At 73.2% G+C, this 25,704-nt stretch carries 23 protein-coding genes and 1 CRISPR repeat array; of the genes, 16 read left to right on the top strand and 7 right to left on the bottom strand.

Annotated features, from left to right (window positions below; all coding sequences use genetic code 11):
- Positions 1-109 precede the first annotated feature (109 nt).
- Genes dhaK through dhaM form a run of 3 tightly spaced genes read left to right on the top strand, consistent with a single transcriptional unit; the run spans position 110 to position 2,474 of the window.
- Positions 110-1,111 (top strand): dihydroxyacetone kinase subunit DhaK, encoded by a 1,002-nt coding sequence (dhaK, locus tag ACOJVX_RS20250; RefSeq protein ID WP_026418606.1) that lies wholly within the window; start codon positions 110-112, stop codon positions 1,109-1,111.
- A complete protein-coding gene (gene dhaL, locus ACOJVX_RS20245) occupies positions 1,111-1,776 on the top strand; it encodes a dihydroxyacetone kinase subunit DhaL (RefSeq protein WP_051313901.1) in 666 nt (221 codons plus the stop codon). Before dhaK ends, dhaL begins: the two co-directional genes overlap by 1 nt.
- Positions 1,773-2,474 carry a dihydroxyacetone kinase phosphoryl donor subunit DhaM gene (gene dhaM / locus ACOJVX_RS20240; protein ID WP_026418605.1) on the top strand — a complete coding sequence of 234 codons (702 nt, stop codon included), beginning with the start codon at positions 1,773-1,775 and terminating at the stop codon, positions 2,472-2,474. The genes dhaL and dhaM overlap by 4 nt, the downstream gene beginning before the upstream one ends.
- Before the next feature lie 101 nt (positions 2,475-2,575).
- On the opposite strand, the gene ACOJVX_RS20235 is transcribed toward dhaM, so the two are convergent.
- The gene (locus ACOJVX_RS20235; RefSeq protein ID WP_081715388.1) at positions 2,576-2,800 is read right to left on the bottom strand and encodes an FmdB family zinc ribbon protein; all 225 of its coding nucleotides are present in this window, start codon (positions 2,798-2,800) and stop codon (positions 2,576-2,578) included.
- Positions 2,801-2,916: 116 nt separating this feature from the next.
- Here ACOJVX_RS20235 and ACOJVX_RS20230 point away from each other — a divergent pair, with 116 nt between their 5' ends.
- The 3 genes from ACOJVX_RS20230 (at position 2,917) to ACOJVX_RS20220 (ending at position 4,918) form a co-directional block, all read left to right on the top strand.
- Positions 2,917-3,231, top strand: coding sequence for a hypothetical protein (locus ACOJVX_RS20230; protein WP_026418604.1), 315 nt, complete (start codon positions 2,917-2,919; stop codon positions 3,229-3,231).
- Between the two features lie 81 nt (positions 3,232-3,312).
- Positions 3,313-4,062, top strand: coding sequence for an alpha/beta hydrolase (locus ACOJVX_RS20225; protein ID WP_026418603.1), 750 nt, complete (start codon positions 3,313-3,315; stop codon positions 4,060-4,062).
- A gap of 85 nt (positions 4,063-4,147) precedes the next feature.
- Positions 4,148-4,918, top strand: a complete 771-nt coding sequence (locus ACOJVX_RS20220; protein ID WP_026418602.1) for an alpha/beta fold hydrolase — start codon at positions 4,148-4,150, stop codon at positions 4,916-4,918.
- A 220-nt stretch (positions 4,919-5,138) separates the two neighbouring features.
- Here ACOJVX_RS20220 and ACOJVX_RS20215 read toward each other — a convergent pair whose 3' ends face one another.
- Positions 5,139-6,875, bottom strand: coding sequence for a chromosome segregation protein (locus ACOJVX_RS20215; RefSeq protein ID WP_422647014.1), 1,737 nt, complete (start codon positions 6,873-6,875; stop codon positions 5,139-5,141).
- A gap of 160 nt (positions 6,876-7,035) precedes the next feature.
- Between ACOJVX_RS20215 and ACOJVX_RS20210 the strand changes: the two genes are divergently transcribed.
- From ACOJVX_RS20210 to ACOJVX_RS20200, 3 genes are all read left to right on the top strand, one after another.
- Positions 7,036-7,392 (top strand): SPW repeat protein, encoded by a 357-nt coding sequence (locus tag ACOJVX_RS20210; protein WP_030105491.1) that lies wholly within the window; start codon positions 7,036-7,038, stop codon positions 7,390-7,392.
- A 163-nt stretch (positions 7,393-7,555) separates the two neighbouring features.
- Positions 7,556-8,182 carry a TetR/AcrR family transcriptional regulator gene (locus tag ACOJVX_RS20205; RefSeq protein ID WP_026418600.1) on the top strand — a complete coding sequence of 209 codons (627 nt, stop codon included), beginning with the start codon at positions 7,556-7,558 and terminating at the stop codon, positions 8,180-8,182.
- 251 nt (positions 8,183-8,433) lie between these two features.
- Positions 8,434-10,836 carry a penicillin acylase family protein gene (locus ACOJVX_RS20200; protein WP_418152850.1) on the top strand — a complete coding sequence of 801 codons (2,403 nt, stop codon included), beginning with the start codon at positions 8,434-8,436 and terminating at the stop codon, positions 10,834-10,836.
- Positions 10,837-11,063: 227 nt separating this feature from the next.
- Here the strand turns inward: ACOJVX_RS20200 and mce are convergent, their stop codons facing one another.
- A complete protein-coding gene (gene mce, locus ACOJVX_RS20195; RefSeq protein WP_026418598.1) occupies positions 11,064-11,516 on the bottom strand; it encodes a methylmalonyl-CoA epimerase in 453 nt (150 codons plus the stop codon).
- Positions 11,517-11,558: 42 nt separating this feature from the next.
- Between mce and ACOJVX_RS20190 the strand changes: the two genes are divergently transcribed.
- From ACOJVX_RS20190 to meaB, 3 genes are all read left to right on the top strand, one after another.
- Positions 11,559-12,416, top strand: a complete 858-nt coding sequence (locus ACOJVX_RS20190; RefSeq protein WP_051712938.1) for a DUF1028 domain-containing protein — start codon at positions 11,559-11,561, stop codon at positions 12,414-12,416.
- Between the two features lie 238 nt (positions 12,417-12,654).
- Complete coding sequence (locus tag ACOJVX_RS20185) at positions 12,655-13,860, top strand: acetyl-CoA C-acetyltransferase (protein WP_026418597.1); 1,206 nt, start codon at positions 12,655-12,657, stop codon at positions 13,858-13,860.
- Complete coding sequence (gene meaB, locus ACOJVX_RS20180; RefSeq protein WP_030105486.1) at positions 13,857-14,825, top strand: methylmalonyl Co-A mutase-associated GTPase MeaB; 969 nt, start codon at positions 13,857-13,859, stop codon at positions 14,823-14,825. Before ACOJVX_RS20185 ends, meaB begins: the two co-directional genes overlap by 4 nt.
- A gap of 129 nt (positions 14,826-14,954) precedes the next feature.
- Positions 14,955-15,836: direct repeats of the CRISPR family, unit length 29 nt; unit sequence CGGCTCACCCCCGCTTGCGCGGGGCTTAC.
- A gap of 183 nt (positions 15,837-16,019) precedes the next feature.
- Here the strand turns inward: meaB and ACOJVX_RS20175 are convergent.
- Entirely contained in the window at positions 16,020-17,555 is a 1,536-nt protein-coding gene (locus ACOJVX_RS20175) for a DNA polymerase IV (protein WP_418152844.1), read from the bottom strand.
- A gap of 190 nt (positions 17,556-17,745) precedes the next feature.
- Positions 17,746-18,741 carry a LacI family DNA-binding transcriptional regulator gene (locus tag ACOJVX_RS20170; RefSeq protein WP_026418595.1) on the bottom strand — a complete coding sequence of 332 codons (996 nt, stop codon included), beginning with the start codon at positions 18,739-18,741 and terminating at the stop codon, positions 17,746-17,748.
- A gap of 408 nt (positions 18,742-19,149) precedes the next feature.
- On the opposite strand from ACOJVX_RS20170, the gene ACOJVX_RS20165 reads away from it, so the two are divergent.
- Complete coding sequence (locus ACOJVX_RS20165; RefSeq protein WP_026418594.1) at positions 19,150-19,494, top strand: DUF3817 domain-containing protein; 345 nt, start codon at positions 19,150-19,152, stop codon at positions 19,492-19,494.
- Between the two features lie 6 nt (positions 19,495-19,500).
- Here ACOJVX_RS20165 and ACOJVX_RS20160 read toward each other — a convergent pair whose 3' ends face one another.
- Positions 19,501-20,022 (bottom strand): MarR family winged helix-turn-helix transcriptional regulator, encoded by a 522-nt coding sequence (locus ACOJVX_RS20160; RefSeq protein WP_026418593.1) that lies wholly within the window; start codon positions 20,020-20,022, stop codon positions 19,501-19,503.
- Positions 20,023-20,142: 120 nt separating this feature from the next.
- Here ACOJVX_RS20160 and ACOJVX_RS20155 point away from each other — a divergent pair, with 120 nt between their 5' ends.
- The 3 genes from ACOJVX_RS20155 to ACOJVX_RS20145 all read left to right on the top strand — a co-directional run bounded on the left by ACOJVX_RS20155 (position 20,143) and on the right by ACOJVX_RS20145 (position 23,375).
- A complete protein-coding gene (locus ACOJVX_RS20155) occupies positions 20,143-20,460 on the top strand; it encodes a thiamine-binding protein (RefSeq protein ID WP_026418592.1) in 318 nt (105 codons plus the stop codon).
- 110 nt (positions 20,461-20,570) lie between these two features.
- Entirely contained in the window at positions 20,571-22,310 is a 1,740-nt protein-coding gene (locus ACOJVX_RS20150) for an acyl-CoA mutase large subunit family protein (RefSeq protein ID WP_418152839.1), read from the top strand.
- Between the two features lie 63 nt (positions 22,311-22,373).
- Positions 22,374-23,375 carry a tetratricopeptide repeat protein gene (locus tag ACOJVX_RS20145; RefSeq protein WP_211237508.1) on the top strand — a complete coding sequence of 334 codons (1,002 nt, stop codon included), beginning with the start codon at positions 22,374-22,376 and terminating at the stop codon, positions 23,373-23,375.
- Positions 23,376-23,738: 363 nt separating this feature from the next.
- Here ACOJVX_RS20145 and ACOJVX_RS20140 read toward each other — a convergent pair whose 3' ends face one another.
- Positions 23,739-25,178 (bottom strand): neutral zinc metallopeptidase, encoded by a 1,440-nt coding sequence (locus ACOJVX_RS20140; RefSeq protein WP_422647013.1) that lies wholly within the window; start codon positions 25,176-25,178, stop codon positions 23,739-23,741.
- Between the last annotated feature and the right edge of the window lie 526 nt (positions 25,179-25,704).

Raw genomic sequence — 25,704 nt, 5'->3', positions numbered from 1 at the left:
ACACCTCTGGCACCGGTAGGGTCACCGTGGTGACGGCCGTCACCCGGTCAGGGGGCGGGCGTGGGGCCTGCCCGGACGAGCCGGGCGGGTCGACAGGGAGGTTCGACGCGTGAAGAAGATCCTCAACGATCCCTCGACCGTGGTGACCGACGCGCTCCGAGGTCTGGCCCTGGCTCATCCCGAGCTGCTCAGGGTGAGCACCGACCCCGCCGTGGTCACCCGGGTGGAGCCGACCCCGCCGGGCGCCGTCGCGGTCGTGTCCGGAGGCGGCTCGGGGCACGAACCGCTGCACTCCGGGTTCGTCGGCCCGGGCATGTTGGCGGCCGCCTGCCCCGGCCCGGTGTTCACCTCACCCACCCCCGACCAGGTGGTCGCCGCGGTGCGGGAGGTGGAGGCGGGCGGGGGCGCGCTGCTCGTGGTGAAGAACTACACGGGCGACGTGCTCAACTTCGAGACGGCCGCCGAGCTGCTCGAGGCCGAGGGCGTCGAGGTGCGGACGGTGGTGGTCGACGACGACGTGGCCGTCACGGACTCCTCCTTCACCGCGGGGCGGCGGGGAGTGGGGGGAACCGTCCTCGTCGAGAAGATCGTCGGTGCGGCCGCCGCCCGGGGGGACTCCCTCGACCGGTGCGCCGAGATCGCGGGCCGGGTGAACTCCCAGGTGCGGTCGATGGGGCTGGCGCTGTCGCCCTGCGTCGTGCCCCACGTCGGCCGGCCCAGTTTCGAGTTGGGCGAGGACGAGATCGAGATCGGGATCGGCATCCACGGTGAACCGGGGCGGGAGCGCATCCCGCTCGAACCCGCGGACGGCCTGGTCCGCCGGCTCCTGGAGCCCGTGCTCGACGACCTGCCGTTCGCCTCGGGGGACGAGGTCCTGCTGTTCACCAACTCGATGGGCGGAACTCCCCCGCTGGAGCTGTACCTGGCCCACGGGATCGCCGAACGCCTGCTCGCCGAACGGGGGATCAGGGTGCGCCGCAGCCTGGTCGGCCCCTACGTGACCAGCCTTGAGATGCGGGGCATCAGCGTGAGCGTGCTCCGGTTGGACGACGAACTGACCGCGCTGTGGGACGCCCCCGTGCGCACCACCGCGCTGAACTGGGGGTCCTGATGGGGTGCGGGGTGGACGAGGTGGTGGCGGCCTTCCACCGGGTCGCCGAGGTGATCACCGCGCACCGCGACGAACTGGTCGACCTCGACCGGGCGATCGGGGACGGTGATCACGGCGAGAACCTCACCCGAGGCTTCACCGCGGTCCGCGCGAGCTTGGACGAGGGTGAGCACGGCAGTCCCGCCGAGGTGCTCAAACTGGTGGCCAGCACCCTGATCTCCACGGTCGGTGGCGCCGCCGGCCCCCTCTACGGCACGGCCCTGCTCCGAGCCGCCAAGGCGGTGCCCGACCGGGTGGAACTCGGCCCCGAGGACGTCGCCGCCGCGCTCGCCGCCGCCCTGGAGGGCGTCGTCGCCAGGGGACGCGCGGAGGCGGGCGACAAGACCATGGTGGACGCGCTGGTCCCGGCGGTCGCGGCGGCGGAACGTGCGGTCGGCGACGGCGGGGACACCCGAGCCGTGCTGGCCGCCGCCTCCGCCGCGGCCGAGACCGGCGCGCGGGAGACCGCCCCCCTCGTCGCCAGGAAGGGACGGGCGTCCTACCTGGGAGAACGCAGCGCCGGTCATCTCGACCCCGGTGCGCGCTCGACCGCCCTGGTGCTGGGCGCGTTCGCCTCGCCCGGCCCCAGCCCCAGCCGAACCCCGGGGAAGGAGTGCGAGGGATGAGAGTGGCGGTGGTCCTCGTGTCCCACAGCCGGGCACTGGCGGAGGGACTGGCCGAACTCGCCGGCCAGATGGCACCGGACGTGCGGCTGGAGGCCGTGGGCGGGCTGCCGGGAGGAGGCCTGGGCACCGACTTCGACGCGGTCTCCACGGCCGTCGCGGACGCCGACCAGGGGGCCGGCCTCGTCGTGCTCTACGACCTGGGCAGCGCCCGGATGACCGCCGAGCTGGCGGCGGAGAGCGTGGGCGATCCAGACCGGGTCCTGCTCGTCGACGCGCCCTTCGTGGAGGGCGCCGTTGCCGCCGCCGTGGCCGCCCAGAACGGCGGCGAACTCGCCACGGTCGGCGCGGCGGCGGTGGCGGCGGCACCCGGCCCGGAAGCGCGGGGACCGGCCCTCACCGGGCCGGCGGCCGAAGGGGCGGTCGAGACCGCTGAGGTCCGGGCCGAGACGTTCGTTCTGCGCAACGAGGTCGGGCTCCACGCGCGGCCCGCCGCCCTGCTCACCAGGAGCATCGCCGGCCTGGACGCGGACGTGCGGGTGCGCTTCGGTGACGGGGAGGTGGACGCCGCCAGCGTGCTGGCCCTGATGGGACTCGGCGCCGGCCGGGGGGACACCGTGACCGTGTCGGCCACCGGACCGGACGCCGAGACCGCGCTGAGGCGGGTGACGGACCTGGTCGAGCGGAACTTCGACGAGTGAACCGCGCCGATCCGCCGAGGGAGTCGACGCGAGGTCATCCGAGGGGGAACCGTCCGACGCACGCCTACGCGCCGGGCCGGGAGCAGGTCGCTCAGCCGAGGTCAGCCGCAGCATCCCCCGCCGCAGCAGCCTCCCCCGGCCGGCGTCGCAGCGGCGGCCCCGGCCGGCGCTGCGCCGCCCCCTCGGGCCAGGGCCACCGTCGAGAGGAGTTTCACGGTGTCGTCGTGACCCACCGGGCAGCGAGCCGGGTCGGAGGCGGCGCTCATCGGCCGCTGGACCTCGAAGGTCGTGGCGCACTCACGGCAGCGGAACTCGTAGCTGGGCACGCCGCCATCATCGCAGAACGGAGCCGGTCGAGGCTCCTGCCGGCGTCCCCGCCCCTCAGCCGGTCACGGTGGCCGAGGACTCGGTGCGGGCGCCGGGGCGACTACCGTGGTCGTCCGTGCCGCGCCGCAACCGATCCCCGAAGTCCGCCGTCCGAGGTCGGGCCACCGCCGCGCGCCCGTTGTCGGCGGGGGTGGGGTCCGCCCAGCGGGTCTCCGGGCCCGACGGTGACTGGATGGTGCGCACCGTTCCCGGTTCCCAGGCGGTGAAGACCTACCGGTGCCCGGGCTGCGACCACGAGATCCGCGCCGGCATCCCCCACGTGGTGGCCTGGCCCGCCGACGAGTACGGCAGCGCCGAGGAACGTCGGCACTGGCACAACGGGTGCTGGCAGGCGCGCGGCAGGCGGGGCCCGACCCGGCGGTGGTGGTAGGGAACGGGTGTTCGTGACCCGTGTCCCGGTGGCCCGGATCACCCCGGCCACCGCGGCCGGTGATGGCACGATCGAGTGTTGATGAGTACACAGATCCGGGCGGGCACGGTACTGCCCGCACGCCGGGAGCCGCTCACCCTGCACACCGCCGACGACCTGCGCCTGGTCGGGGAGCTCGCGATGCCCGAGCGGAGGGCCCCGGTGGCGACGCTGGTCTGCCTGCACCCGCTGCCCACCCACGGCGGGATGATGGATTCGCACGTCTACCGCAAGGCCGCCTGGCGGTTGCCCGCGCTCGCCGACATCGCGGTGCTGCGGTTCAACACGAGGGGAACGGAGAGCGCGGCGGGGCGGAGCGAGGGCGAGTTCTCCCACGGGGACGCCGAGCGGCACGACGTGGTCGCGGCCCTGGAGTACGCCGAGTTCGAGGACCTGCCCAACGTCTGGTTGCTGGGCTGGTCCTTCGGTACCGACCTCGCGCTCATGCACGGCTGCGACCCGCTGGTGCGGGGTGCGATCCTGCTGTCCCCGCCCCTCCGGTACAGCCGCGAGGAGCACCTGCGGGTGTGGGCCGAGTCGGGCAAGCCGGTGCACGCGCTCGTGCCCGAGTTCGACGACTACCTGCGCCCGCCCGCCGCCCACGAGCGCTTCCAGGCGATCCCCGGGGCCAGGGTGGTGCCCTTCGAGGGAGCCAAGCACCTCTGGGTCGGTCGCGCCGACGACGTCCTCGACGAAATCGTCTCCATCGTGGCCCCGGACGTGCCGACCCCACTGCCCCGCAGCTGGGACGGGCCGTACGAGACCCACCAGTTCACCGTCCACCAGTCCTGACCCGCCCGTCGGATCGGCCGCTCCGGTCGCTGCGTCCGCGTCGCCGGGGGGAGGATGGCCGGCGTACCGACGGAAGGGACCGAGGATGACACCGCCCCTGGTGCTGCTGCACGCCTTCCCCGTGGACGCCCGGATGTGGGGCGGCGTCCGCCCGCTGCTCGGGCCCGGCCGGCGGGTGTTCGCCCCCGACCAGCGGGGACTGGGCGGTCGCCCCCTGACCCGGGACGGCGACGTGCCCCAGCCCGATCTCGACGTCGTCGCCGACGACGTCCTCGCCGAGCTGGATGCCCAGGGGGTCAGGCGCGTCGTGGTGGGTGGCTGTTCGATGGGCGGTTACGTGGCGATGGCGCTGCTGCGGCGTGCCCCGGGGCGGGTCGCCGGTCTGGTGCTGGTGGGCACGCGGGCCGGCGCCGACGGTCCCGAACAGCGCGCCAACCGGCTGCGGGTGGCGGACCGGCTCGAACGCGAGGGCGCGACCGGCTGGTCGGCCGAGTCGGCCGTGGAGGGACTGCTCGGGCCGACCACGCGGGCGTCCCGGCCGGAGGTGGTCCGCGCGGTCCGGGGTTGGGCGCGCGAGCAGTCGCCGGCCGGCGTGGCGTGGGCGCAGCGGGCCATGGCGTCTCGGCGGGACTCGCGCGCGCTGCTGGCCGCCGCCACGGTGCCCGTGCTCGTCGTGGCGGGCCAGGAGGACGGCGTGGTCCCCGTCGGTGAGCACCGCGCCCTGGCGGGAGACATCGCGGGCTCCGCGCTGCGGGTGGTGCCGGGAGCCGGGCACCTCGCCCCCGTCGAGGACCCGGTCGGTTTCGCCGGATGCCTCGTCCCGTGGCTCGACGAGGTGGCGTCGGCGGGGGAGTGAGCCGTTCCTCCGACCAGGGAACTCCCACCCGCCTCGGGTGGTGTGCTCGTCGACGGCCCCCGGTGGTGGTCGCCGCCGCTGGGAGGTGGGAACGCACGGAACGGATGGTCGGGCCTGGGGGCGGGCGGTGGGAGGAGGACCTCCAGCTGGCGCGCTCGGAACGCCGCGAGGGGCCCCGGAACCGGGACCCCTCGCGGTGGTGGTGCGGCCTGTCGCGCGGCTACTGCTGCTTGGGAGCGGGCAACACGGTGGTCTCATCCCCGTGCCCCTGGCTCGCCTCGGCTCCCTGCTCCTCGGCGGGCTGCTGCTCCGGTTCCCGCTCGTCCTCCGGCGTGGGCAACCGCATGATCCTGGTGCCGTCGTCCGAGGTCACCGCCGCGTCGGCGTCGGAGCTCCCGGTGGCCGGGGTGGCCGGCTCCTCCCCGGTGGCCCGCTCGTCCTCGGCCCGGGGGATCGCCATCACCGTGGTGCCCTCGTTGTCCGCACCGGCCCCGTCGGCCGGCGTGGCCTCGGCGCCGGTGGCCGTCTCCGCCGCGACCTGGTCGTTCGCTGGGGGTGGGGCCGGCGTCTCCTGGGTCACCTGTGCGTCGGTGGCCTGCTGGGGGGCAGGGGGCGCCGGCGGGTGGGGCTGTTCCAACCGCACCTGCGAGACCGCGTCCTGCGGAGCGGAGGGCACGTTCACCGGCACCGACGCCGACTGGTCCCAGACCCGGGTCCGCTGGTGGGGGTGGCGCTGGATGACCGTCTCCTCCGCCCCGTTGTGCTGCTGGTGCGGCGGCTGCTTGGCGGGCGCCCAGCCGGGCACCGGCGGGCCGGCGGGCACCGGGTGGAAGTGGGGCCGGGGGAAGTGCTGCGTGGGCGGGTCGTGACGTGACTGCGAACCGGCCGGCAGCGCGGGCGGCTCGACCGGCTGCTGGTCCTCGTCGGCGAGGTCGAGCAGGGGGCCGGCCTCGACGAAGACCGCCCGGATCGCCTTGAGCTGCTGGGCCAGCCGGCCTCGCGTCTGGCGCAGGGTGTCGACCTGGCGCTGGGCCTGGCCGATCCGCCGGTTGGCCTCCTCCGTGGCCTCCCGCACCCGGCGGTGCGCCTCGTTCGTGCTCTCCTGGAGCCGCCGGTTGGCCTCCTCGGTGGCCTCCCTGACCCGCCGCTCGGCCTCCGCCTTGCTGTGGGCCTCCTGCTCGGCCAGCGTGCGCATCGCCTCGTTGCGGCGGGACGACATCGCCATCTCGAAGTCGTCCTCGACCTGCTTGCGCCGGGCGTCGGCCTCGGCGTCGGCCGCCTGGCGGGTCTGCTCGGCCTGCCGCAGGTACTCCTGGGCGTCGTGCTCGCCCTTCTGCCGGATCGACTCGCCCTCCTGGCGGAGCCGCTGGGCCTCCGCCTCGCCCTGCCGGCGGATGTTCTCGGCGTCCTGCCGAATGCGGTCCGCGTCGGCCTCCCCCTGCTGGAGGACCTCCTGCGCGGCGGCACGGATGCGCTCACCCTCCTGGTTGGCCTTGTCCAGGGTGGCGCGGTGCTCCGCCTCCATCTCGGCGCGACGCGTGTCGTTCTCGGCGATGAGCCGCTCGTACTGGTTCCGGAGGCCGGTGGCCTCCTTCTCGGCCTTGGCCTGCATCTCGGCCGCGTCGGTCTCGGCGCGGGCGCGGATCTCGTTGGCCTCCTCCTGCGCCAGCCGGAGCATTCGCTGGAGGCGTTCGCTCATCCCCTCCAGACTGGTGGGGGGCTGGCTCATCCGCTCCAGTTGGGAGTGGAGGCTCTCGATCTCGGAGCGGGCCGCCTCCAACTGGCGGGCCAGGTCGCCCGCCTGCGACAGGGCCGCGTTCCGGTCGGCCGCGAGGATGCGGAGATCGGCGTCCAACCGCTCGAGGTGCTCGTCGACCTGAGCGCGGTCGTAACCACGTTTGGCGACGTCAAAGCCGGAGCCAAGGGGTAGTAGGTCACGGTCGTCGGCAAGGCCCATGAGTGTCACGCTACCTGGATGGCCGGAGGGTTCGGGGTATCTCCCCGCCATTGTGGTTCACGTGTCCCGAGTTCGCCGGACGACGAGACCGCACGGGTTGACCGGTTGGCCAACCAAGGCGCATCCTGGGGTAGTTCCTGCAGGAACGGAGGTGGAGACCATGACTGGAAAGTGGTCACGTTGGCAGGACTGGGCAGCGTTCGCGCTCGGTGTCTACACGGTCATCTCGACCATCTGGCTGGACGTCACCGCGGGCACGGCGTGGACCATGATCGTGCTCGGCGCGCTGCTGGCGATCAGCGGTCTGTGGTCGCTCTCGGCGCCCGGTTCGGTCGCCAGCGAGTGGACCCACATGCTCTTCGGGGTCCTGTTGTTCCTGGCGCCCTGGGTCATCGGGTACACGGACCAGGGCGGCGCGGCGTGGACCTCGTGGATCGTGGGTGTGCTGGCGGTCCTGGTGAGCGCGGCGGCGCTGCCCGAGGCGAACACCGCTCACCGGGGGGTGATGGCCCACTGAGTGGATGCCGCCGGCCACACCGGCGGCGGTGTCCCCGCGCCCGGCGTGCCCATAACGTGTCCAGTGCCGAGAAGGCGGACCCGTTGTGGGCACGACCGGCGTATGGGGAGGGACAACGGTGAGCGTGGCGGACGCGGCGGCAGGCTCGACGAGGAGCGGCAGGGTGCGGCGGACAGGCCAGCGGGACGGTGTCGGGGCGCGGGAGCGCATCCTGACCGCCGCCGGCGAGCTGTTCGCCGAATCGGGTTTCGACGCCACGCCCACCTCGCGGATCGCCGAACGGGCGGAGGTCCCCAAGGGGCTGGTGCACTACTACTTCCGCCGCAAGCAGGACCTGCTGGCGGCCCTCATCGAACGCCTGCCAGACGTGCGGGTGGACCTGACCTCGGTCGTCGTCCCCGGGGACGTCGCCACCAGCCTGCGCCAGTTGGTGGCCGCGCTCGACCGAGGTCTCGACGCGTCACCGCTGCTGTCCCACCTGCTCTGGCGGGAGACCGACACCCATCCGGCCGTCCGGGACGCGCTGGATGCGCGGCTGCGCGGGATCGTCTCCCAGATCCGGGAGGTGCTCATCGCCGCGCGGGAAGCGACCGGGGGGCCGGCGGCGGAGACGGCGCTCGTCGGGGAGGGAAGGGTCGGGGCCCGGGAGGGGAGCGACGACATCGAGAGCGCGGCGGCGTTGCTGGCGCTGGCGGTCAGCTACCGCCACTCGGTGGCCCGGCACACCCAGCCGGCGGACGTGCTGGACCGGGAGTTGGACTTCGTCGCGCGGGCGCTGGAAAGCGGGTGAACACCGAGCGCGGAGAGGGGACGCGCCCGGTCGACCGTCGGGCGGTCCCGTCCGGGGTGCGCGGTCCTCGTCGGCACGCCGGCGGTCCCGGCCGGACGGAGTAGGTCACTGATCGAGGTGGAGTAGTGGTGGCCGCCCGGCCCTGGGCCGTTCGAGTGAGGTCCTGCTGGGGCGCATGGTGAAATATTCACGTTGCATGCACGATTCGTGTCCGAAGCCCACGTCAGGTGGGCCGCTCGGACGGAGTAGTCATGCGCATACCGAGTACCGGACGTGATCCCGCCGCCAGGTGGCGGAGACGAACGACGGCCGTCGCGCTGGTGGCCCTGCTGCCCGTGACCGCCTCCGGAGCGGCCGACGGTGAGGAGCGGGCCGGCACCACCGTCACCCTCCCCGGCCTCTCCGAGGAAGTGGAGATCCTCGTCGACGAGTGGGGGATCCCGCACATCTTCGCCGCCAACACCGACGACCTCTACCTGGCGCAGGGGTTCAACGCGGCCCGCGACCGGCTCTTCCAGATCGACCTGTGGCGGAAACGCGGACTCGGCGAGCTGTCCTCGGACCTGGGGCCCGACTACGTCGAACAGGACAGGGCCGCCCGGCTCTTCCTCTACGACGGCGACATGGAGGCCGAGTGGGCGAGCTACGGACCGGACGCCGAACGCACCGTGACGGCCTTCGTCACCGGGATCAACGCCTACGTCGACTGGCTGGAGGAGAACCCCGACCAGCTCCCACCCGAGTTCGCCGAACTCGGGTACGAGCCCTCCCGGTGGGCCCCGGAGGACGTCGTCCGGATCCGCAGCCACGGGCTCACCAGGAACCTCACCAGTGAGGTCGCCCGGGCGCGCGTCGCGTGCGCCGAGGGCACCGACGCCGACCTGGTGCGCCGTGGCCTCGAACCGGACTGGACCACCGAGGTCCCCGACGGGCTCGACCCCTGCGCCATCGGGGACGAGGTGCTCGACACGTTCCGGTTGGCAACCAGCGGGGTCGCGTTCTCCGACGGGGAGGTGCGGGTCCTCGAGGCGGAGGACCCGACCGTGGTGGGCAGCAACAACTGGGTGGTCGCGCCCGAACGGACGAGCACCGGGCGCCCGATCCTCGCCAACGACCCGCACCGCGCCTACTCCGCCCCGGCCCTCCGGTACGTCACGCACCTGTCCGCACCCGGGCTGGACGTGATCGGCGCCGGTGAGCCCGCACTGCCCGGCGTGTCCATCGGGCACAACGGCACCGCGGCCTTCGGCCTGACGATCTTCTCCATCGACCAGGAGGACCTCTACGTCTACGAACTCGATCCCGCCGACCACGACCGGTACCGCTACGGGGACGGGTGGGAACGCGTGGAGGTCGAGGAACAGCGGATCGAGGTCGCCGGAGAGGACGCGGTGACCGTCGAGACGCGGCACACCCGGCACGGTCCCCTCATCCACGTCGACGAGGACCGCGACCTCGGGTACGCGGTGCGAACGGCGTGGAGCGAACCGGGGATGTCCCCCTACCTCGGCAGCCTCGCCTACCAGGGGGCCCGGAGCTTCGACGAGTTCGAGGAGGCGATGCGGACGTGGGGAGCGCCGACGGAGAACCAGGTGTACGCCGACGTCTCCGGTGAGATCGGTTGGGTGCCCGGCGGCCTCGCGCCGGAACGCTCCGGCTACGACGGTCTGCTGCCCGTCCCGGGAGACGGCCGCTACGAGTGGACGGGTTTCCACGACGGGGCCGAGCTGCCGCGTTCGCGCAATCCCGCCGAGGGGTACGTGGCGACCGCCAACGAGATGAACCTGCCACCGGACTTCCCGCACGAGGAGTACGGGCTGGGGTACGAGTGGACCAACCCGTTCCGGTTCCAGCGCATCACCGAGGTGCTCGCCCAGGACACCGACCACGGTCTGGCCGACTCGGCCGCCCTCCAGCTCGACCAGCTGTCCCTGCCCGCGCGACGGATCACCGCGCTGCTGCCCGGGCTGGAGCCCGGGGACGCGATCACCAGCCGAGCCCGCGACCTCCTCGTCGGGTGGGACCACGTGGAGACCGCGGACTCGGGCCCGGCGGCCCTGTTCGAGGTGTGGTTGTCCCGGCACCTCGGTCCGGAGTTCGTCCGCCTGGCCGCTCCGGAGGCAGCGGAGATCATCGAACAACCCGACACCCTGGTGTTGGTGGAGGAGCTGGAGAACCCGGGCCGCTGGCTCGACCAGGAGGAACGCGACGAGCTGCTGCTCACCACGCTGCGCGCGGCCTACCGGGAGACCGGTGAGCTGTTGGGCGGCAACGACCGGCGGTGGGAGTGGGGGCGGTTGCAGCACACGCTCTTCGCGCACCCCGTCGGACGGGGCGGCGCGGAAGACGACCCGGCCAGCCTCGACGTGGGGCCCTTCCCCCGGGGCGGCTCCAAGGACACCGTGAACCAGTCCTCCTACCGGGTCTCCGACTTCCGCCAGACCAACGGCCCGTCGTTCCGCATGGTCCTCGACGTCGGCGAGTGGGACCGCTCCCTCGTGATCAACGGGCCAGGCCAGTCCGGTGACCCGGACAGCCCGCACTACCGCGACCACGCCGAGCCGTGGCGCGACGGCGAGTTCGTCCCCCTGCTCTACAGCCGGGCCGAGATCGAACGGCACGTGGGCGAACGGATCGTCCTGCTGCCCGGCTGAGCCCGGTCCCGCCCTGGGGTGAGCGGCGGCCAGTGGGAGGTGCGGTTCCACCGCCGGTCACCCCGGTCACGGGCCGGTCCCGCCGGTCCGGTTTCCTCCTGCTGGGTGATTTCCGGACCGGATCGCCGACGGGGCTCGCACCGACCGGCCCGCCGTACGGGTGACGGCCCTTCCCCGGTGGTCGGACGGGGAGGGGCCCCGGGCCGGTGCCGCCGCGCCCTCCCCGGTCACGGGAGCGCGGACTTGGGAGGTTCGACGAGTTCGATCAGGACACCCCCGGCCGCCTTCGGGTGAACGAAGTTGATGCGCGAACCCCCGGTGCCCCGCCTGGCCTCCTCGTAGAGGAGGCGGACGCCCTTGTGGCGCAGCGCCGTGCTGATCGCGTCGATGTCCCACACCCGGTAGGCCAGTTGTTGCAGGCCCGGGCCCCGCCGGTCGAGGAAGGACGCGATCGGCGAGTCCGCGCTGAGCGGGGCCAGCAGTTGGAGCGCCGCGCCGTCCCCCGCGTCCCCCGCCGCCCTGAGCATCGCCTCCCTGGTGCCCTGTTCCTCGTTCGACTCGATGTGCACGACCCTGAGACCAAAGGTGTCGCGGTAGAAGGCGATGGCCTCCTCGAGGTCGGCGACGGCGACACCGACGTGGTCGATGGCGGTGACGAACTGGCTGAGTTCCTCCGGCATTCCAGGAGGGTATGTGGCGCGGATCTCGATTACGGTGCCAGTGTGACCTTCTCGATCGTCGCCAGGGACCCGGTGACCGGTGAACTGGGCGCCGCCGTCGCCAGCGGTGTCCTCGCCATCGGCGCGAGGGCGCTCGCCGTCGAACCAGGGCTGGCGGCGGTGGTCGTGCAGGGCGCCGCGGGCGCCGACCAGCTCCACGCCGTCCTCGACCGGCTCCGCGAGGGGAACGAGCCGGAAGAGGCGGTGCGCGCGGCTGGGCTCAGCGCGGAGATGCAGTGCGGTGTCGTCACCCCGTCGGAGAGCACCAGTTGGACCGGCGACGCCTGCCCCGGTGCCGCCGGAGGCGTCGCGCTGCCCGAGGTCGCCGTCCAGGGCAACCTGCTGACCTCCACGGAGGTGTGGGAGGCGGCCCGCGAGACCTTCCACACCACCACCGGTCCGCTGCACCGCCGACTCGTCGCCTCGCTCCGCGCCGGGCAGCAGGCCGGGGGCGACGCCCGGGGGCAGCAGTCCGTGGCGCTCGTCGTCCGCGCCGCCGGGGGGACCGAACCGCTGCCGCTGGACCTCAGGGTCGACGACCACCGCGACCCGCTGCGCGAACTCGGCCGCCTCCTGGACGTCCACCACGCCCACGACCTGATCGCCAGCGGCTCGTCCGTGCTGCACGAGGACATCGACATGGCGCGCCGCCTCGTCGACGCCTCGGCCCGGTTGCCCGGCGACGCCCTGCTGGCCGGCTGGGCGGCGGTCGGCGCCTTGGTGCACGGCCTGCCGGAGGCGGCGCTGCTGGTGAACGCGGCCCGCTCGCAGACCCCGAGGTTCGCCGCGCTCTGCGCCCTGCGCGCCTCCCACGGGGGGCCGCTGGCCCCCGCCTGGAACAAGCTGGCCGAACTGGGCTGAGGCGGGGCCGTCCCCTCGGGCCGGCCGCCCCTCGCCGTGGCCACGAGCCCGTCCGCCGCTGCCGTTCCCCGGCTTCCGGCCACCCCTCCCCCGAGGCGCGCACCAACGGGGCCGGCCCCACCCGGTGCGCCCACCGCCTCCCGTGACGACGTGTGTGGTCGCCGTCACCCCTCGTCGGTCCTGGCGGGGCCGGTAGGGTCCGGATCAGTCGTAGGCGGAGGAACGAGGGAGAACATCCGTGACCGGTTCCGTCATCGTCGCCGGAGCCCGCACCCCGATCGGGCGGCTGCTGGGTTCGCTCAAGGATCAGTCCGCCGCCCAGCTGGGCGGCGTCGCCATCAGGGCCGCGTTGGACCGGTCGGGAGTGACCCCCGACCAGGTCCAGTACGTGATCATGGGACAGGTGCTCACCGCGGGAGCCGGGCAGATCCCCGCCCGGCAGGCGGCGGTCGCCGCGGGCATCCCGATGGACGTGCCCGCCCTGACCATCAACAAGGTCTGCCTCTCGGGGCTCGACGCCATCGCCCTGGCCGACCAACTCATCCGAGCCGGTGAGTTCGACGTGGTGGTGGCCGGCGGGCAGGAGTCGATGTCCCAGGCACCCCACCTCCTGCCGAACTCCCGGACCGGGACGAAGTACGGGGACGCCGTGCTCCGCGACCACATGGCCCACGACGGCCTCTTCTGCGCCTTCGACCAGGTGGCGATGGGGGAGTCGACCGAGCGGTACAACTCCCGGTACGGCCTGGCCCGCGCCGAGCAGGACGCCTTCGCGGCGGCCTCGCACCAGCGCGCCGCCGCCGCCACCGCCGCCGGGGTCCTCGCCGAGGAGATCGTCCCCGTCGAGCTCCCGGGACGTCGGGGCGCACCGGGCGTGGTCGTCGATCGTGACGAGGGCATCCGCCCGGACACCACCGCCGAGGGCCTCGCGGCGCTGCGGCCGGCCTTCGCCACCGACGGGACCATCACGGCGGGCTCCGCCTCCCAGATCTCCGACGGGGCGGCGGCCGTGGTGGTCATGAGCCGGGCCAGGGCGGAGGAGCTCGGCCTGGAGTGGATCGCCGAGATCGGCCCGCACGGGGTGGTCGCCGGCCCGGACGCCAGCCTCCACGAACAGCCTTCCCGGGCGATCGCGGCCGCCTGCCGGCGAGCCGGTGTCACCCCGGCCGATCTCGACCTCGTCGAGATCAACGAGGCGTTCGCGGCGGTGGGCCTGGTATCGGCGAGGGAGCTCGGCGTGGACCTGGACCGGGTCAACGTCAACGGGGGTGCCATCGCCCTCGGCCACCCGATCGGGATGTCCGGTGCCCGACTGGTCCTCCACCTGGCGCTCGAACTCCGGCGGCGCGGTGGCGGCCTCGGCGCCGCCGGTCTCTGCGGCGGGGGCGGGCAGGGGGACGCGTTGCTGCTGCGCGTCCCGGAGGCGGACCGGGCCGAGCGATGAGCCACGCCGAGGTGGACGACCTGGTCCAGCGGGCGCGCGCGGGACAGCCGAGGGCACTGGGTCGGCTCATCTCCCTGGTGGAGGACGCCAGCCCTCGGCTGCGGGACGTGGCGGCCGAGCTCACGCCCCACACGGGACACGCCCGAGTGATCGGGCTGACCGGTCCACCGGGAGTGGGGAAGTCCACGTCCACCTCGGCGCTGGTCACGGCCCTACGAGCCCAGGGGAGGACGGTGGGGGTCTTGGCTGTCGACCCCTCCTCCCCCTTCTCCGGTGGTGCGCTCCTGGGTGACCGGGTCCGCATGCAGGACCACGCGCTGGACCCGGGGGTGTTCATCCGCTCGATGGCGACGCGAGGTCACCTCGGCGGGCTCGCCTGGGCCACGCCGCAGGCGCTGCGCGTCCTCGACGCCGCCGGCTTCGACGTCATCCTCGTCGAGACGGTGGGCGTCGGGCAGTCGGAGGTCGACGTCATCTCCCTGGCGGACACCACCCTGGTCCTGCTGGCTCCCGGCATGGGCGACGGCATCCAGGCGGCGAAGGCGGGCATCCTCGAGGTCGCGGACGTGTTCGTGGTCAACAAGGCCGACCGTGAGGGCACCGACCAGACCGTCCGCGAGCTCAAGCACATGATCTCCCTGGGCCGCCGGGAGAAGGAGGGGCCGAGTTGGCGTCCGCCGATCGTGCGGACCGTCGCATCCCGGGCGGAGGGGATGACCGAGCTCGTCGCGGCTGTCGACGAACACCACGACTGGATGCGGGAACACGGAGAGCTCAGTGCCCGGCGGCGGCGGCGAGCCGCCAGTGAGGTCGAGGCGATCGCGGTCGAGGAGTTGCGGGGCCGGCTGGGGGATGTGCGGGGCGGCTCCGCGCTGGTCGACCTCGCCGACCGGGTGCTGGCCGGGCGGACCGACCCCTACACGGCGGCGGACGAGCTGGTCGCGGGCCTGCGGCCACGGCGATGAGCCGCCCGCGCGTTCCGGACGTGTGACATCCCGGTTCCGGCCGGACCGAAGACGCGAACGGGCCGGCCGGGCGGTGCTCGCCGGCGGGTGGCGGCGGTAGCCGCCCTGCTCAGATCCGCGGTCGAGCACCCGCTCTCCCTCGCTTGCGCGGGGCTTACAGGGCGCCAGCCACTCCTGCGGCGAGGGTCGTCGGCTCACCCCCGCTTGCGCGGGGCTTACCCTGCGGCCCTCGCCGCGCGGATGACGCGGTCCGGCTCACCCCCGCTTGCGCGGGGCTTACCGACCCGGAGCAGGTCGGGGAGCGTGCGGATGCGGCTCACCCCCGCTTGCGCGGGGCTTACCCCGCCGGCTCCTCGTCCCGGTCGGCCGCCGGCGGCTCACCCCCGCTTGCGCGGGGCTTACCCCAGCGGATGGCGGACATCCGAATGGAAGGCCGGCTCACCCCCGCTTGCGCGGGGCTTACACGTGGTCGGCCAGCACGCGCATCAGGCCGCTCGGCTCACCCCCGCTTGCGCGGGGCTTACCGCTGCCTGACCACCGGCTGACCGTGGTGCCCCGGCTCACCCCCGCTTGCGCGGGGCTTACAACTACCACCACCGCTGATGCGCCTCGAGGAACGGCTCACCCCCGCTTGCGCGGGGCTTACGCCCACCCGGCGAACCGCACCGGACCGAACGCCGGCTCACCCCCGCTTGCGCGGGGCTTACGGCGCCGCCTGCCGGGACACCGACCCCGAACTGGCTCACCCCCGCTTGCGCGGGGCTTACGTGTACCGTCGGATGTCCATCGCACCCACGGCCGGCTCACCCCCGCTTGCGCGGGGCTTACGCTGCCGCGCTGATCGGCCACATGGGTGTCACCGGCTCACCCCCGCTTGCGCGGGGCTTACAACTCGGGCAGGCCCTCGGGGAGCGACGCCGGCGGCTCACCCCCGCTTGCGCGGGGCTTACTTCTACGGTGGCCCGTTCGGCCGCCGCCCACGCGGCTCACCCCCGCTTGCGCGGGGCTTACCCTTCGCGACCAGCGCGAATGGAGCGCCGTTATCATTTCTTGACCTTGCGGTCTCGATGATCAGCCTACTCCCGCTCAGTCCCGTCGCGTGGTGGCACGCCGCCCAGAACGGATCGCCGCCGGCGCGGCCAGTCGGCTGCTCCTCCACCATCGTCCACGTCGCCCCCTGTTCCCGGTGCTCGTTCACGAGCTCACGGCGTCGTGCTCCTGGCCGACGGGTGCCACCCACTCCATGACCGTCGTGGAACCGGCGGCCGGACCCGGGTGCGGCGTCCTCCCGTCCTCGACCGTCCGGGCCCGTGCCAGGTCGTTCCTCCTGCCCACGACGGGTAACCAGTCCAGGCTCGCGAGCGGGTCCGCGACGCGCAGCGCGGGGTCGTCCATCGCGAAGGTCCTGGCCGGTCCGGGCCCGGTCGTCCTGGTCTCGAACCGCACCGTCACCCTGCCGACCCCCGCTCCCTGCACCCACCCGTGCCCGTGCTCGGGGTGGCGGACGTCGTCACCCGCCGCCCAACCACGGCCGCCACGGTCACGACCGCCCGGGAGCGGGGCCGTGTCCGGTCGAGGGGTGGGTCCGGCGTCGGTCGCCTCGTCCGGTCCGGTCTCCTCGTCCGGGTGCGGCTCAGGGACGGCGGTTGGCGGCGCGGGGAACAGGGACTCCTGCTCCGCCGTCGTCAGCCCAGCCAGGGACACCCCCACCAGCCGGACAGGTGTGCCGGGAGGAACGGCGGAGCTCACCAGTCGTCGGGCCATCGCGGAGAGCGACGACAGGTCCGAGGTGGCGGCGCGGACGGTCTCCGAACGGCTGACGGTGGCGAAGTCCGCGCTGCGGACCTTCACCGTCACCGTCCTGGCGGCGCGGTGCGAGCGCACCAGCCTCTGGTGCGCGGCGCTCGTCATCGAGACGGCCGCGCTCTCCAGCGCGCCGCCGTCCACCAGGTCCGTGTCGAAGGTCGTCTCGGCGCTGACCTGCTTCACCTCGGCGCGTTCCGCCACCGGCCTGGGATCCCTGCCGTGGGCGAGGTCGTGCAGCTCCCGGCCGACGGCCGTCCCGAGCAGCGCGGTGACGGTGGCGGGATCGAGGTCGGCGAACTCACCGAGCGTCTGCACCCCGATCCGCCGCAACTTGCCCTCGGAGACCGGGCCGATCCCCCACAGCGCCCGGACCGGAAGATCACGCAGTACCGCGCGTTGCTCCTCCGGAGTTACCACGAGCAGACCGTCGGGTTTGGCCAGATCCGAGGCGATCTTGGCCACCGACTTGCCCGAGCCGGCCCCGATCGAGGCCACCATGCCCACCTCGGAGTGGATGCGGGCACGCAGCTCGGCCAGGACGCGGCGCACCTCGTCGGCCTGGGCCCCGGCCAGCGAGCCGGGTTCGATGAACGCCTCGTCCAGCGAGACCTGCTCCGCCACCGGGCTGAACCGGCGCACCAGGTCGAAGACCCGGGCGCTGACGGCCTGGTAGACGGTGAAGCGAGGCGGGATGACGGTCGCCACCGGGCAGAGCCGCCTGGCGTGGGCCATCGACATCGCCGACCGCGCGCCGTAGGCCCGGGCCTCGTAACTCGCTCCCGCCACGGTGCCCCGAGGCCCCGCACCGCCGACCAGCACGGGCGACTCCCGGAGGGTGGGGCGGGTCAGCTGCTCGACGGAGGAGAAGAACGCGTCCATGTCGAGGTGCGCCACCCACCGCCCGCTCCCGCTCGCCGTCACCACCGGTCCATTACACCCCCTGACCCCGACGGTGCCCCTCGAACGGGCCGGGCGGATCGATCCGGGGACGGGCCGGGCGGGTCGGTTTCGGCGGTGCTCCGAGGTGCGCGCCGGCCGGTGCCGGTCGCGTCGCGCCGCACCGTTGGAAGGGGCGGGCGCGTTCCCTGTCCGGGGGTGTCGGCCGCGCCCGGTCTCAGTCCTCGGGGGGAGGTGGCGTCTCCCCTGAGCCTCTGGGGATCAGCCGCACCGGCAGGACGACCCGTTGCGGCGGTGAACCGTCCCCCGCCATCCGGGAGAACAGCAGCTCCGCGCCCGTTCGTCCCAACTCTGGCACGTCCTGGCTGATGACCGTGATCGGCGGAGCCATCAGGTCGGCCAGCTCGAAGTCGTCGAAGCCGACCAGGGCGGGGCGGTGGGAACGGCCTCGGAGGGCGCGCAGCAGACCGACGGTGATCCGGTTGTTGCCGGCGATGACCGCTGTCGCCCTGGCCGCGCCGCCGCTGATGCGGGAGAGGCCGCAGGTCAGCGTGGTCTCGTCGTGCGGCCCCATGAAGACGAGCCGTTCGTCGAAGGGGAGGCCGGCTGAGGCGTGCCCCTCCCGGTAGCCGCGCACCCGTTCGCCCGCCGTGTAGATGTGGGGCGAGTCCCCGAAGAACGCGATCCGCCGGTGGCCGTGCCGCACCAGGTGGGCCACCGCCTCGGCGACACCGCCCTGGTTGTCCACCAACACGGTGTCGGCGGCGATGTCCCCCGGCGGCCGGTCCAGGAACACGATGGGGGTGCCCGCCCGCATCTCCGGTACGAGGTAGCCGTGCTGGACCCCGGAGGGGACCAGCAACATCCCGTCGACCCGGCGGGAGCAGAACTCCAACGCCAGTTCGCGCTCCCGGACGTGGCTCTCGTCGGAGGAACCGGCGAGGACCTGGTGGTCGTGTTTCCTCGCCACCTCCTCGACCGCTCTCGTCACCTGGGAATAGAAGGGGTTGGCCACGTCCTCCAGCAACAGGCCGAGCGTTCCCGTCGCCGAGCCGCGACGCAGATTCCGGGCACCGAGATTACGGCGGAATCCGAGTTGATCGATTGCCGACAGGACGATTTCCGCAGTGGACGGATGTACTCCGGGCTCGTTGTTCACCACCCGGGAAACGGTTTTGATGCTCACGTCGGCCAGTCGTGCCACGTCGTTCATGGTCGCACGTCGGTGGCGTCGTAATCCCTCGGGCAAGGTCGTCACAGCTAGCTCATCTCACCCGGTAGACGCTTCGCTGTCAACAGTTCGACGGATCACCGGCCGGCTGGGCCCATTCCCGGCGACCGTTTACGCCAATAGCACAGCTTTATCGATTAAGTAGCTGCCGGGTTATGGCTGAGTGGGGCCTGAAGGGAAACCTCGCATTGCGTCAAGTCGTCACGCCAGCGGGTCGGAGAAAGTAGGGCGGTCAGCCGAATTCGTCCGACGCTGTCCTCGATAGCGGGAGCAATGTCGCCGGCCGGGGTGGGCCGACGGCGACCCGGTCGCCCGGTGACGTGGGGCACTGAGCACACTGGGGACCGCCGGGGTCGTCGCCCGGCGCCACCGAGCCCCAGGAGGAGTGCAGTGTTCACCACGCCGGTCGGTCGCTTCCGCCTCGCAGCCCTGGCGGAGGCCGCCTCCTGGGTCGGGCTGCTCGTCGGCATGTTCTTCAAGTACGTCGTGGTGCACAACGACGTGGGGGTGGCGATCTTCGGCCGGGTCCACGCGGTGCTCTTCATCCTCTACGTCGTCGTGGCCCTGGTCACCGCCCGCGCGTTGAGGTGGAACCTGGTGACCCTCTTCTGGGCGCTGGTGGCGAGCGTGCCCCCGCTGGGAACCGTGCTGTTCGAGCGCTGGGCCACCAGGAAGGGGAAGCTGGCCGACCCCGGCGCGGTCAGGGCGCCCCTCGACGAGCGTGCCGCCGCGTGAGGCGACTCACCCCTCGGCCGGCTCGCGGCTGAAGTCCCCGTGCGCCAGCCGGACGCCGGTGAGCAGCTGGGTCAACTGGGTCATCTCCTGCTCGTTCAGGCCCCGCATCCCGAAGTTCACCGAGGTCACGGCGGTGGTGGCCGCCTCCATCCGTCCCCGCCCCGCGTCGGTGATCTCCACCAGCGTGGTCCGCCGGTCGGTGGGGTGCGGTGTCCTGCGCACCAGCTTGTCCCGTTCGAGCCGGTCGACGATGTTGGTGACGCTGGTGGGGTGCAACTGGAGCCGCTCGCCCATCACCCTCATCGGGAGGGCCCCCCGCCGGGAGAAGGTCAACAGCACCAGTGCCTCGTACCGGGCGAAGGTGAGGCTCAGGGGACGCAGCGCACCGTCGACCGCCGACTGGAGGAGCTGCTGCACCCGCATCACGCTGGTGACCGCGGCCATCGTGCTCGAGGGCCCGATGCGCGAGGCCCACAGTTCGGCGGCGCGCGCGATCGGATCGAACGGAAGTGGTTGCTGGGCGGTCATGACAACTGACGCTAGCAGCGTCGGAGGTGGGCCCGACCGCTTGGCGGGTCCCGGACCCACCGGGTAGCCCGGGAACGGAGGCGCCGGAACCGCCGGCGCCCGAACAGGAGGTGCGTGCTCATGTTGGTCGCCTTCAGCGTCAGCCCCACGGGTGGTGCCAGGGGGGAGGAGAGCCCGGAGAGCGTCAGCGGCGCGGTGAGCGAGGCGGTGCGGATCGTGCGGGACTCCGGACTCCCGTACGAGCTGTCCTCGATGTACACCACCGTTGAGGGGGAGTGGGACGAGGTCATGGACGTGGTCCGACGCGCCACCGACGCCGTGCTCGCGCGGGCGCCCCGCGCGTCCCTGGTCATCAAGGCCGACATCCGCCCCGGTTTCACCGGGCAACTGCGGGCCAAGGTCGAGCGGGTGGAGCGCCGGTTGGCCGGGGAGGGCTGACCCGGGACGGCCGCCCCCGCCGCTCGGGCTGTGATCACCGCCGGTCGTCGGCACACTGATGACGGCGCACCGGGGTCCGTCGATCGACGCGGGCACGAGCGGAGGTCAGGATGTCGGAACGCGGAACGGGGCGGGACCCCCGACCAGACGACCCCGAACCCGGCCGCCGGCGCTGGCGGGAGCGCTACGAGGCCGCCGCCGCCTCGGGCCGGGTCCCGGACGTCGACGTCACCACCCTGTCCGGAGTTCCGGTGCACCCCGTCTACGGCCCCCCGGAAGGGGGCGTCGTCCCCGGTTTCGACCGCATCGGTTGGCCCGGGGAGTTCCCGTTCACCCGGGGGCCTCACACGACGGGGTACCGGGAGAAGCCCTGGACGATCCGCCAGTTCGCGGGTTTCGGCACCGCGCGCCAGACCAACGAGCGGTATCGGACGATCCTGGCCCAGGGGGGCGGCGGTCTCTCCGTCGCGTTCGACATGCCGACCCTCATGGGCCGAGACTCCGACGACGAGCGCGCGCGGGGCGAGGTCGGGCACTGCGGGGTGGCCGTCGACTCCGCCGCCGACACCGATCTGCTGTTCGAGGGCATCCCCCTCGACCAGGTCACCACCTCGATGACCATCTCCGGGCCGGCGGTGCCCGTCTTCTGCATGTACCTGGTGTCGGCCGAGCGACAGGGCGTGGACGTCGGGGCGCTCAACGGCACCCTCCAGACCGACATCTTCAAGGAGTACATCGCGCAGAAGGAGTGGCTCTTCGGGCCGGAACCACACCTCCGGCTGATCGGTGACCTCCTGGAGTACTGCGTGCGGAACACCCCCGACTACAAGCCCCTCTCGATCTCCGGCTACCACATCAGGGAGGCGGGGGCGACCGCCGCGCAGGAACTCGCCTTCACCCTCGCCGACGGGTTCGGGTACGTGGAACTCGGTCTCGCGCGCGGACTGGACGTCGACCGGTTCGCCCCCGGCCTCAGCTTCTTCTTCGACGCCCACATCGACTTCTTCGAGGAGATCGCGAAGTTCCGCGCCGCGCGGCGCACCTGGGCCCGCTGGCTGCGCGACGTCTACGGTGCCACCACCGAGAAGGCGCAGCGGATGCGGTTCCACACCCAGACCGCCGGCGTGTCGCTCACCGCCCAGCAGCCGGACAACAACATCGTCCGGACGGCGGTCGAGGCGATGGCCGCCGTGCTGGGCGGCACCAACTCCCTGCACACCAACGCCCTCGACGAGGTGCTGGCCCTCCCCGGTGAGCGCGCCGCGCGGATCGCCCTCCGCACCCAGCAGGTCATCGCCGAGGAGACCGGGATCACCAACGTCGCCGACCCCCTCGGCGGCTCCTGGTACGTGGAGACCCTCACCGACAGGTTGGAGGAGGAGGCGGAACGGATCTTCGGCCGGATCCGGGACATGGCGGCCAGCGCCGTCCCGTCGGGCGAGCACCCGATCGGCGAGATGACCTCGGGGATCCTGCGCGGCATCGAGGACGGCTGGTTCGCCGGGGAGATCGCCGACGCCGCCTTCGCGCACCAGCGGGCACTGGAACGGGGTGACCGGCGGCTGGTCGGGGTGAACCGCCACGTCGAACCCACCGAGGGGGATCTGGAGATCCTCCGGGTCAGCGACGAGGTCGAACGCGAGCAGCAGCGGGTCCTGGCCGCGAGGAAGACGGCCCGGCGGCAGCGCGTGGTGGCGGAGGCGCTCGCCGAGCTCGTCAGGGCGGCGCGCGGCGAGGACAACCTGATCGAGCCCATGTTGGCGGCGGTGCGGGCGGAAGCGACCCTGGGGGAGATCTGCGGTGCCCTCCGCGCCGAGTGGGGCGACTACACCGAACCGGCCCGGTTCTGACCCGGCCGCCTCCGGGAACCGGATCGCTGACCTCGCGGCGGGGGATCCGCGCTCCGTGCCAGGATGGGGGACGTGACGAGGCCAGATCCACGCCAGACCGCAGCTCTGTCCGCCGCGCTGTCCGGTGCGGTCGATCTTTCCGCAGTGAAGGCCAGAGCCGACGCGGCCAGGCAGCAGACCCAGACCCCGGCGTCCCCGGCAGGGGGCCCCGGTGCCGGGAACGGGACCCCCGGCACCTCCTCCCCCCACGTCATCGACGTCACGGAGGCCGACTTCCAGACGGCGGTGCTGGAACGCTCCCTCCAGGTCCCGGTGGTCGTCGACCTCTGGGCCACCTGGTGCGGGCCGTGCAAACAGCTGTCGCCGGTGCTCGAGAAGCTGGCGGCTGCCGCGAACGGCGCCTGGGTGCTCGCGAAGGTCGACGTTGACGCCAACCCGCGCATCGCCCAGGTGTTCGGGGTCCAGTCGGTGCCGACCGTGGTCGCCATCGCCGGGGGACAGCCTGTCGACGCCTTCGCCGGCGCCCAGCCCGAGCCCCAGATCCGCGAGTGGATCGGCTCGCTGCTCGACGCGCTGCGCGACAAGCTGCCGGGCATCAGCGCCGCCGAACAGGGTGCCACCCCGGCGGAGGAGCCGACCGAGCCGGAGGTTCCGGAGGACCCCCGGTTCACCGAGGCCGAGGCCGCGTTGGACAGGGGTGACTTCGACGCGGCCGAGCGGGCGTACCAGCACATCCTGGACACCGAGCCCGCCAACGAGCAGGCCAGGGACGCGCTCAACCAGGTCCGCTTCCTCGCCAGGGCGCAGGCTGCCGACCCGTCCTCGGTCGAGCGTGCCGCCGCCGCGCCCGACGATGTCGACGCCCAGTTGGCGGCGGCCGACTACGAGCTGTCCGCCCAGCAGGAGGTGGCGGCGTTCGACCGGCTGATCGAACTGGTCCGGCGGACCAGCGGCGAGGACCGCGACCGGGTCCGGACACACCTCGTCGAGCTCTTCGAACTGTTCCCCGCCTCCGACGAGCGGGTCGTCGCGGCGCGGCGAGCGCTCGCCAGCGCGCTGTTCTGAGCGTCGTCGCCAAGGGTGTGGTGGTTCGCCGAGGAGGATGAACCACCACACCCCGGCCCGTGCGGCGGAGGTGGCGGTGGCGACCGGCGCGCGCAGCGTCGCCCGGCGGCCCCCGTGGCAGGTGTGCGCGAGGACGCCCTCCGCACGAGGTCGGCCGCCTGCCGGACGCCCACGCCACCGCTCCCCGGGCGAGCCCGTCGAGGACCAAGCCGCCCGGGCGCGGCCGCCGACCCCGGCCCGCCAAGCCGGTTCGCGGGTGGCGGCGAGGAAGAAGTCGGGACCCGGGCGGACGTCCCGGTGCGGGGCGTGGGAGCCGGTGGCCATGGGCTGGACCCGTCGGTCACCCCCGGCGCCGGAGCCTGATCACCCGCTGAACTCGTCGAGGCAGGTGTCCATCCCGTCCTCGAAACCGATGCGCAACGACTCCACCCGGGCGAAACCGGCGGGAATGCTCTCGCCGTCGATGTCCGCGGCGATCAGGCTCCCCTCCGTGAGCAGCTCGGCGATCGCCTCGTCCAGGTCGCCGGGGGAGATCCGGACCCGACCTGGTCGCGGCGCGCCGTCCGGCAGCAGTTCGCCGGCCCACGCGCCGACCAGGCAGGCCGTGCGCAACCCGGCCTCGTCCCCGCGCAACGGCAGCCCCTGCCATGCCTGGACCCAGAGCGCGTACCGGGAGGCGATCTCGGCGAACGCGGCGAAGTCGCCGATACCGCTGTCGCCCTGCCGCCTCGGTGCGGTCCCGATCACCTGGAGCGCCGCCAGGTCCAGGGAGATCACGTCCTCCGCCTCGCAGAACGCCACCGGAGCGGTGTTCCCGCACGACACGCCCTGGTAGTCCAGCGCCGGCCCGTCGCCGAACCGGGCGAACACCTCGCGGAGGGAACCGGCGACGTGTTCGACGTTCTCCTCCACGATCGGCAGTTCACCGGAGTTGGCGTCGCCCTCCGCGAACTCCAGCTGCGTGATGCGCCCCTCCAACTCCTCGATGTCCATCTCCGCGCAGCGGGACGGCCCGTCGGTGAAGCCGAAGGTGAACGCCGAGACCCGGTCGAAGGCACTGCCGTGGGCCCGGGGTGCGAGGTAGTCCGTCCCCGCCTGGTCCCTGATGAAGAACAGGGTCGCGAGGATGGCGTTCAGTCCCTCGCCGGTGGAGATCTCGAAGAACGGGGACTCCCCGTCGGCGACGTAGCGGAAGTAGGCGCCCGCGTAGCAGTCCGCCTGCTGCTCGGCGAGGATCGTGGGCATCGCCGGCCCCATCTGACCCGCCTTGTACTGGACCGCGTGCCCCATCTCGTGGGCGATGACCGTGACCACCGCCATCTCGCTGAAGGTGTTGCGGAGCTCGGGGAGCAGGACGCCCCGGTCCCAGGCGATCGAGTCGTCCGACGGGCAGTAGAAGGCGTTGGGCACGCCCGTCGTGTCCATGCCGCACACCAGAACGCCCTGCCCGTTCGCGTCGTAGGACAGCAGCGTCGCCACCGGTTCGAAGGTCAGCCCTGGGAAGGTCGCGGGGAACTCGACCTCCCAGTAGTCGTACAGGTCGGTCACCGCGGCGAGCGCCAGTTGGTCCAGCGGGCCCCCGTCGCTGTTCAGGGCGGTGGCCCTGATGGGGGGAGTCGAGGCCCTCGGGCCGCTGGGGCCGCTCGTGATGGGCAGCCCGGCCGCCTCGTCCGGGCTGATCCGCTCCAGGGCCGACGCCGTCCCGACGACCTCCCGGTGCCCGCAGGCCACCAGGACCACCAGGCCCACGACGAGCGCGGCCACGATCCTGGCGGGGGACGGCGTTCTGGATGAGCTGGCCACTGCCACGCTGCTCCTGTCAGAGGTTGGGCCACGACGGGAGGCGGTTCCGACCCGGCTCGGTGGCACAGGCGGATCTCCCGGGCCAGCAGGCTACTTTCCCGGGTCGGCGTCCACTGTCGGTTTCGCGCTTTTCGCCGCCCAGCGGGACCGTGCGTCACCGCCGCCGAGCGGTGCGCGATCGACGTCCCTCGCCAGCCGAGGGGGCGGGACGCGCGGCCGGGAACCCGAGGGTCCGAGCGGATCAGTCGGAGGGGGCCAACCAGACGACACCGCTGGCGGGCAGCCGCGGCACGACCGACACCGGTCCGCCGTGCCACGGGCTGTCCTGCGCGACGAGGGCCCGGGTCGCGGGCCCTCGGCCGGGAGCGGTCGAACGCGCCTCGCACCCCCGTCGACCCGTCGCGGGACGGCCGGGGCGTTCGGCGCCCGGGATGGCGGCGGGTGGCGGCGTCCGACCCCGCAGGGCGCCTCGGCGGCCCCTCATCGGAAAGAGATTCACTGGGTACTGCCCGTGACTGGATGCTGG

The sequence above is a fragment of the Actinoalloteichus caeruleus genome (assembly GCF_049311605.1).
In the GTDB taxonomy this organism is placed as follows: domain Bacteria; phylum Actinomycetota; class Actinomycetes; order Mycobacteriales; family Pseudonocardiaceae; genus Actinoalloteichus_B; species Actinoalloteichus_B caeruleus.
This window is presented reverse-complemented; position numbering and strand designations above follow the sequence as displayed.

Coding starts and splice junctions, on each gene's coding strand:
- dhaL (WP_051313901.1), top strand. CDS start 1,111: ATGGGGTGCGGGGTGGACGAGGTGGTGGCGGCCTTCCACCGGGTCGCC.
- dhaM (WP_026418605.1), top strand. CDS start 1,773: ATGAGAGTGGCGGTGGTCCTCGTGTCCCACAGCCGGGCACTGGCGGAG.
- ACOJVX_RS20225 (WP_026418603.1), top strand. CDS start 3,313: ATGAGTACACAGATCCGGGCGGGCACGGTACTGCCCGCACGCCGGGAG.
- ACOJVX_RS20220 (WP_026418602.1), top strand. CDS start 4,148: ATGACACCGCCCCTGGTGCTGCTGCACGCCTTCCCCGTGGACGCCCGG.
- ACOJVX_RS20215 (WP_422647014.1), bottom strand. CDS start 6,875: ATGGGCCTTGCCGACGACCGTGACCTACTACCCCTTGGCTCCGGCTTT.
- ACOJVX_RS20210 (WP_030105491.1), top strand. CDS start 7,036: ATGACTGGAAAGTGGTCACGTTGGCAGGACTGGGCAGCGTTCGCGCTC.
- ACOJVX_RS20200 (WP_418152850.1), top strand. CDS start 8,434: ATGCGCATACCGAGTACCGGACGTGATCCCGCCGCCAGGTGGCGGAGA.
- mce (WP_026418598.1), bottom strand. CDS start 11,516: ATGCCGGAGGAACTCAGCCAGTTCGTCACCGCCATCGACCACGTCGGT.
- meaB (WP_030105486.1), top strand. CDS start 13,857: ATGAGCCACGCCGAGGTGGACGACCTGGTCCAGCGGGCGCGCGCGGGA.
- ACOJVX_RS20170 (WP_026418595.1), bottom strand. CDS start 18,741: ATGAACGACGTGGCACGACTGGCCGACGTGAGCATCAAAACCGTTTCC.
- ACOJVX_RS20160 (WP_026418593.1), bottom strand. CDS start 20,022: ATGACCGCCCAGCAACCACTTCCGTTCGATCCGATCGCGCGCGCCGCC.
- ACOJVX_RS20155 (WP_026418592.1), top strand. CDS start 20,143: ATGTTGGTCGCCTTCAGCGTCAGCCCCACGGGTGGTGCCAGGGGGGAG.
- ACOJVX_RS20150 (WP_418152839.1), top strand. CDS start 20,571: ATGTCGGAACGCGGAACGGGGCGGGACCCCCGACCAGACGACCCCGAA.
- ACOJVX_RS20145 (WP_211237508.1), top strand. CDS start 22,374: ATGGGGGACGTGACGAGGCCAGATCCACGCCAGACCGCAGCTCTGTCC.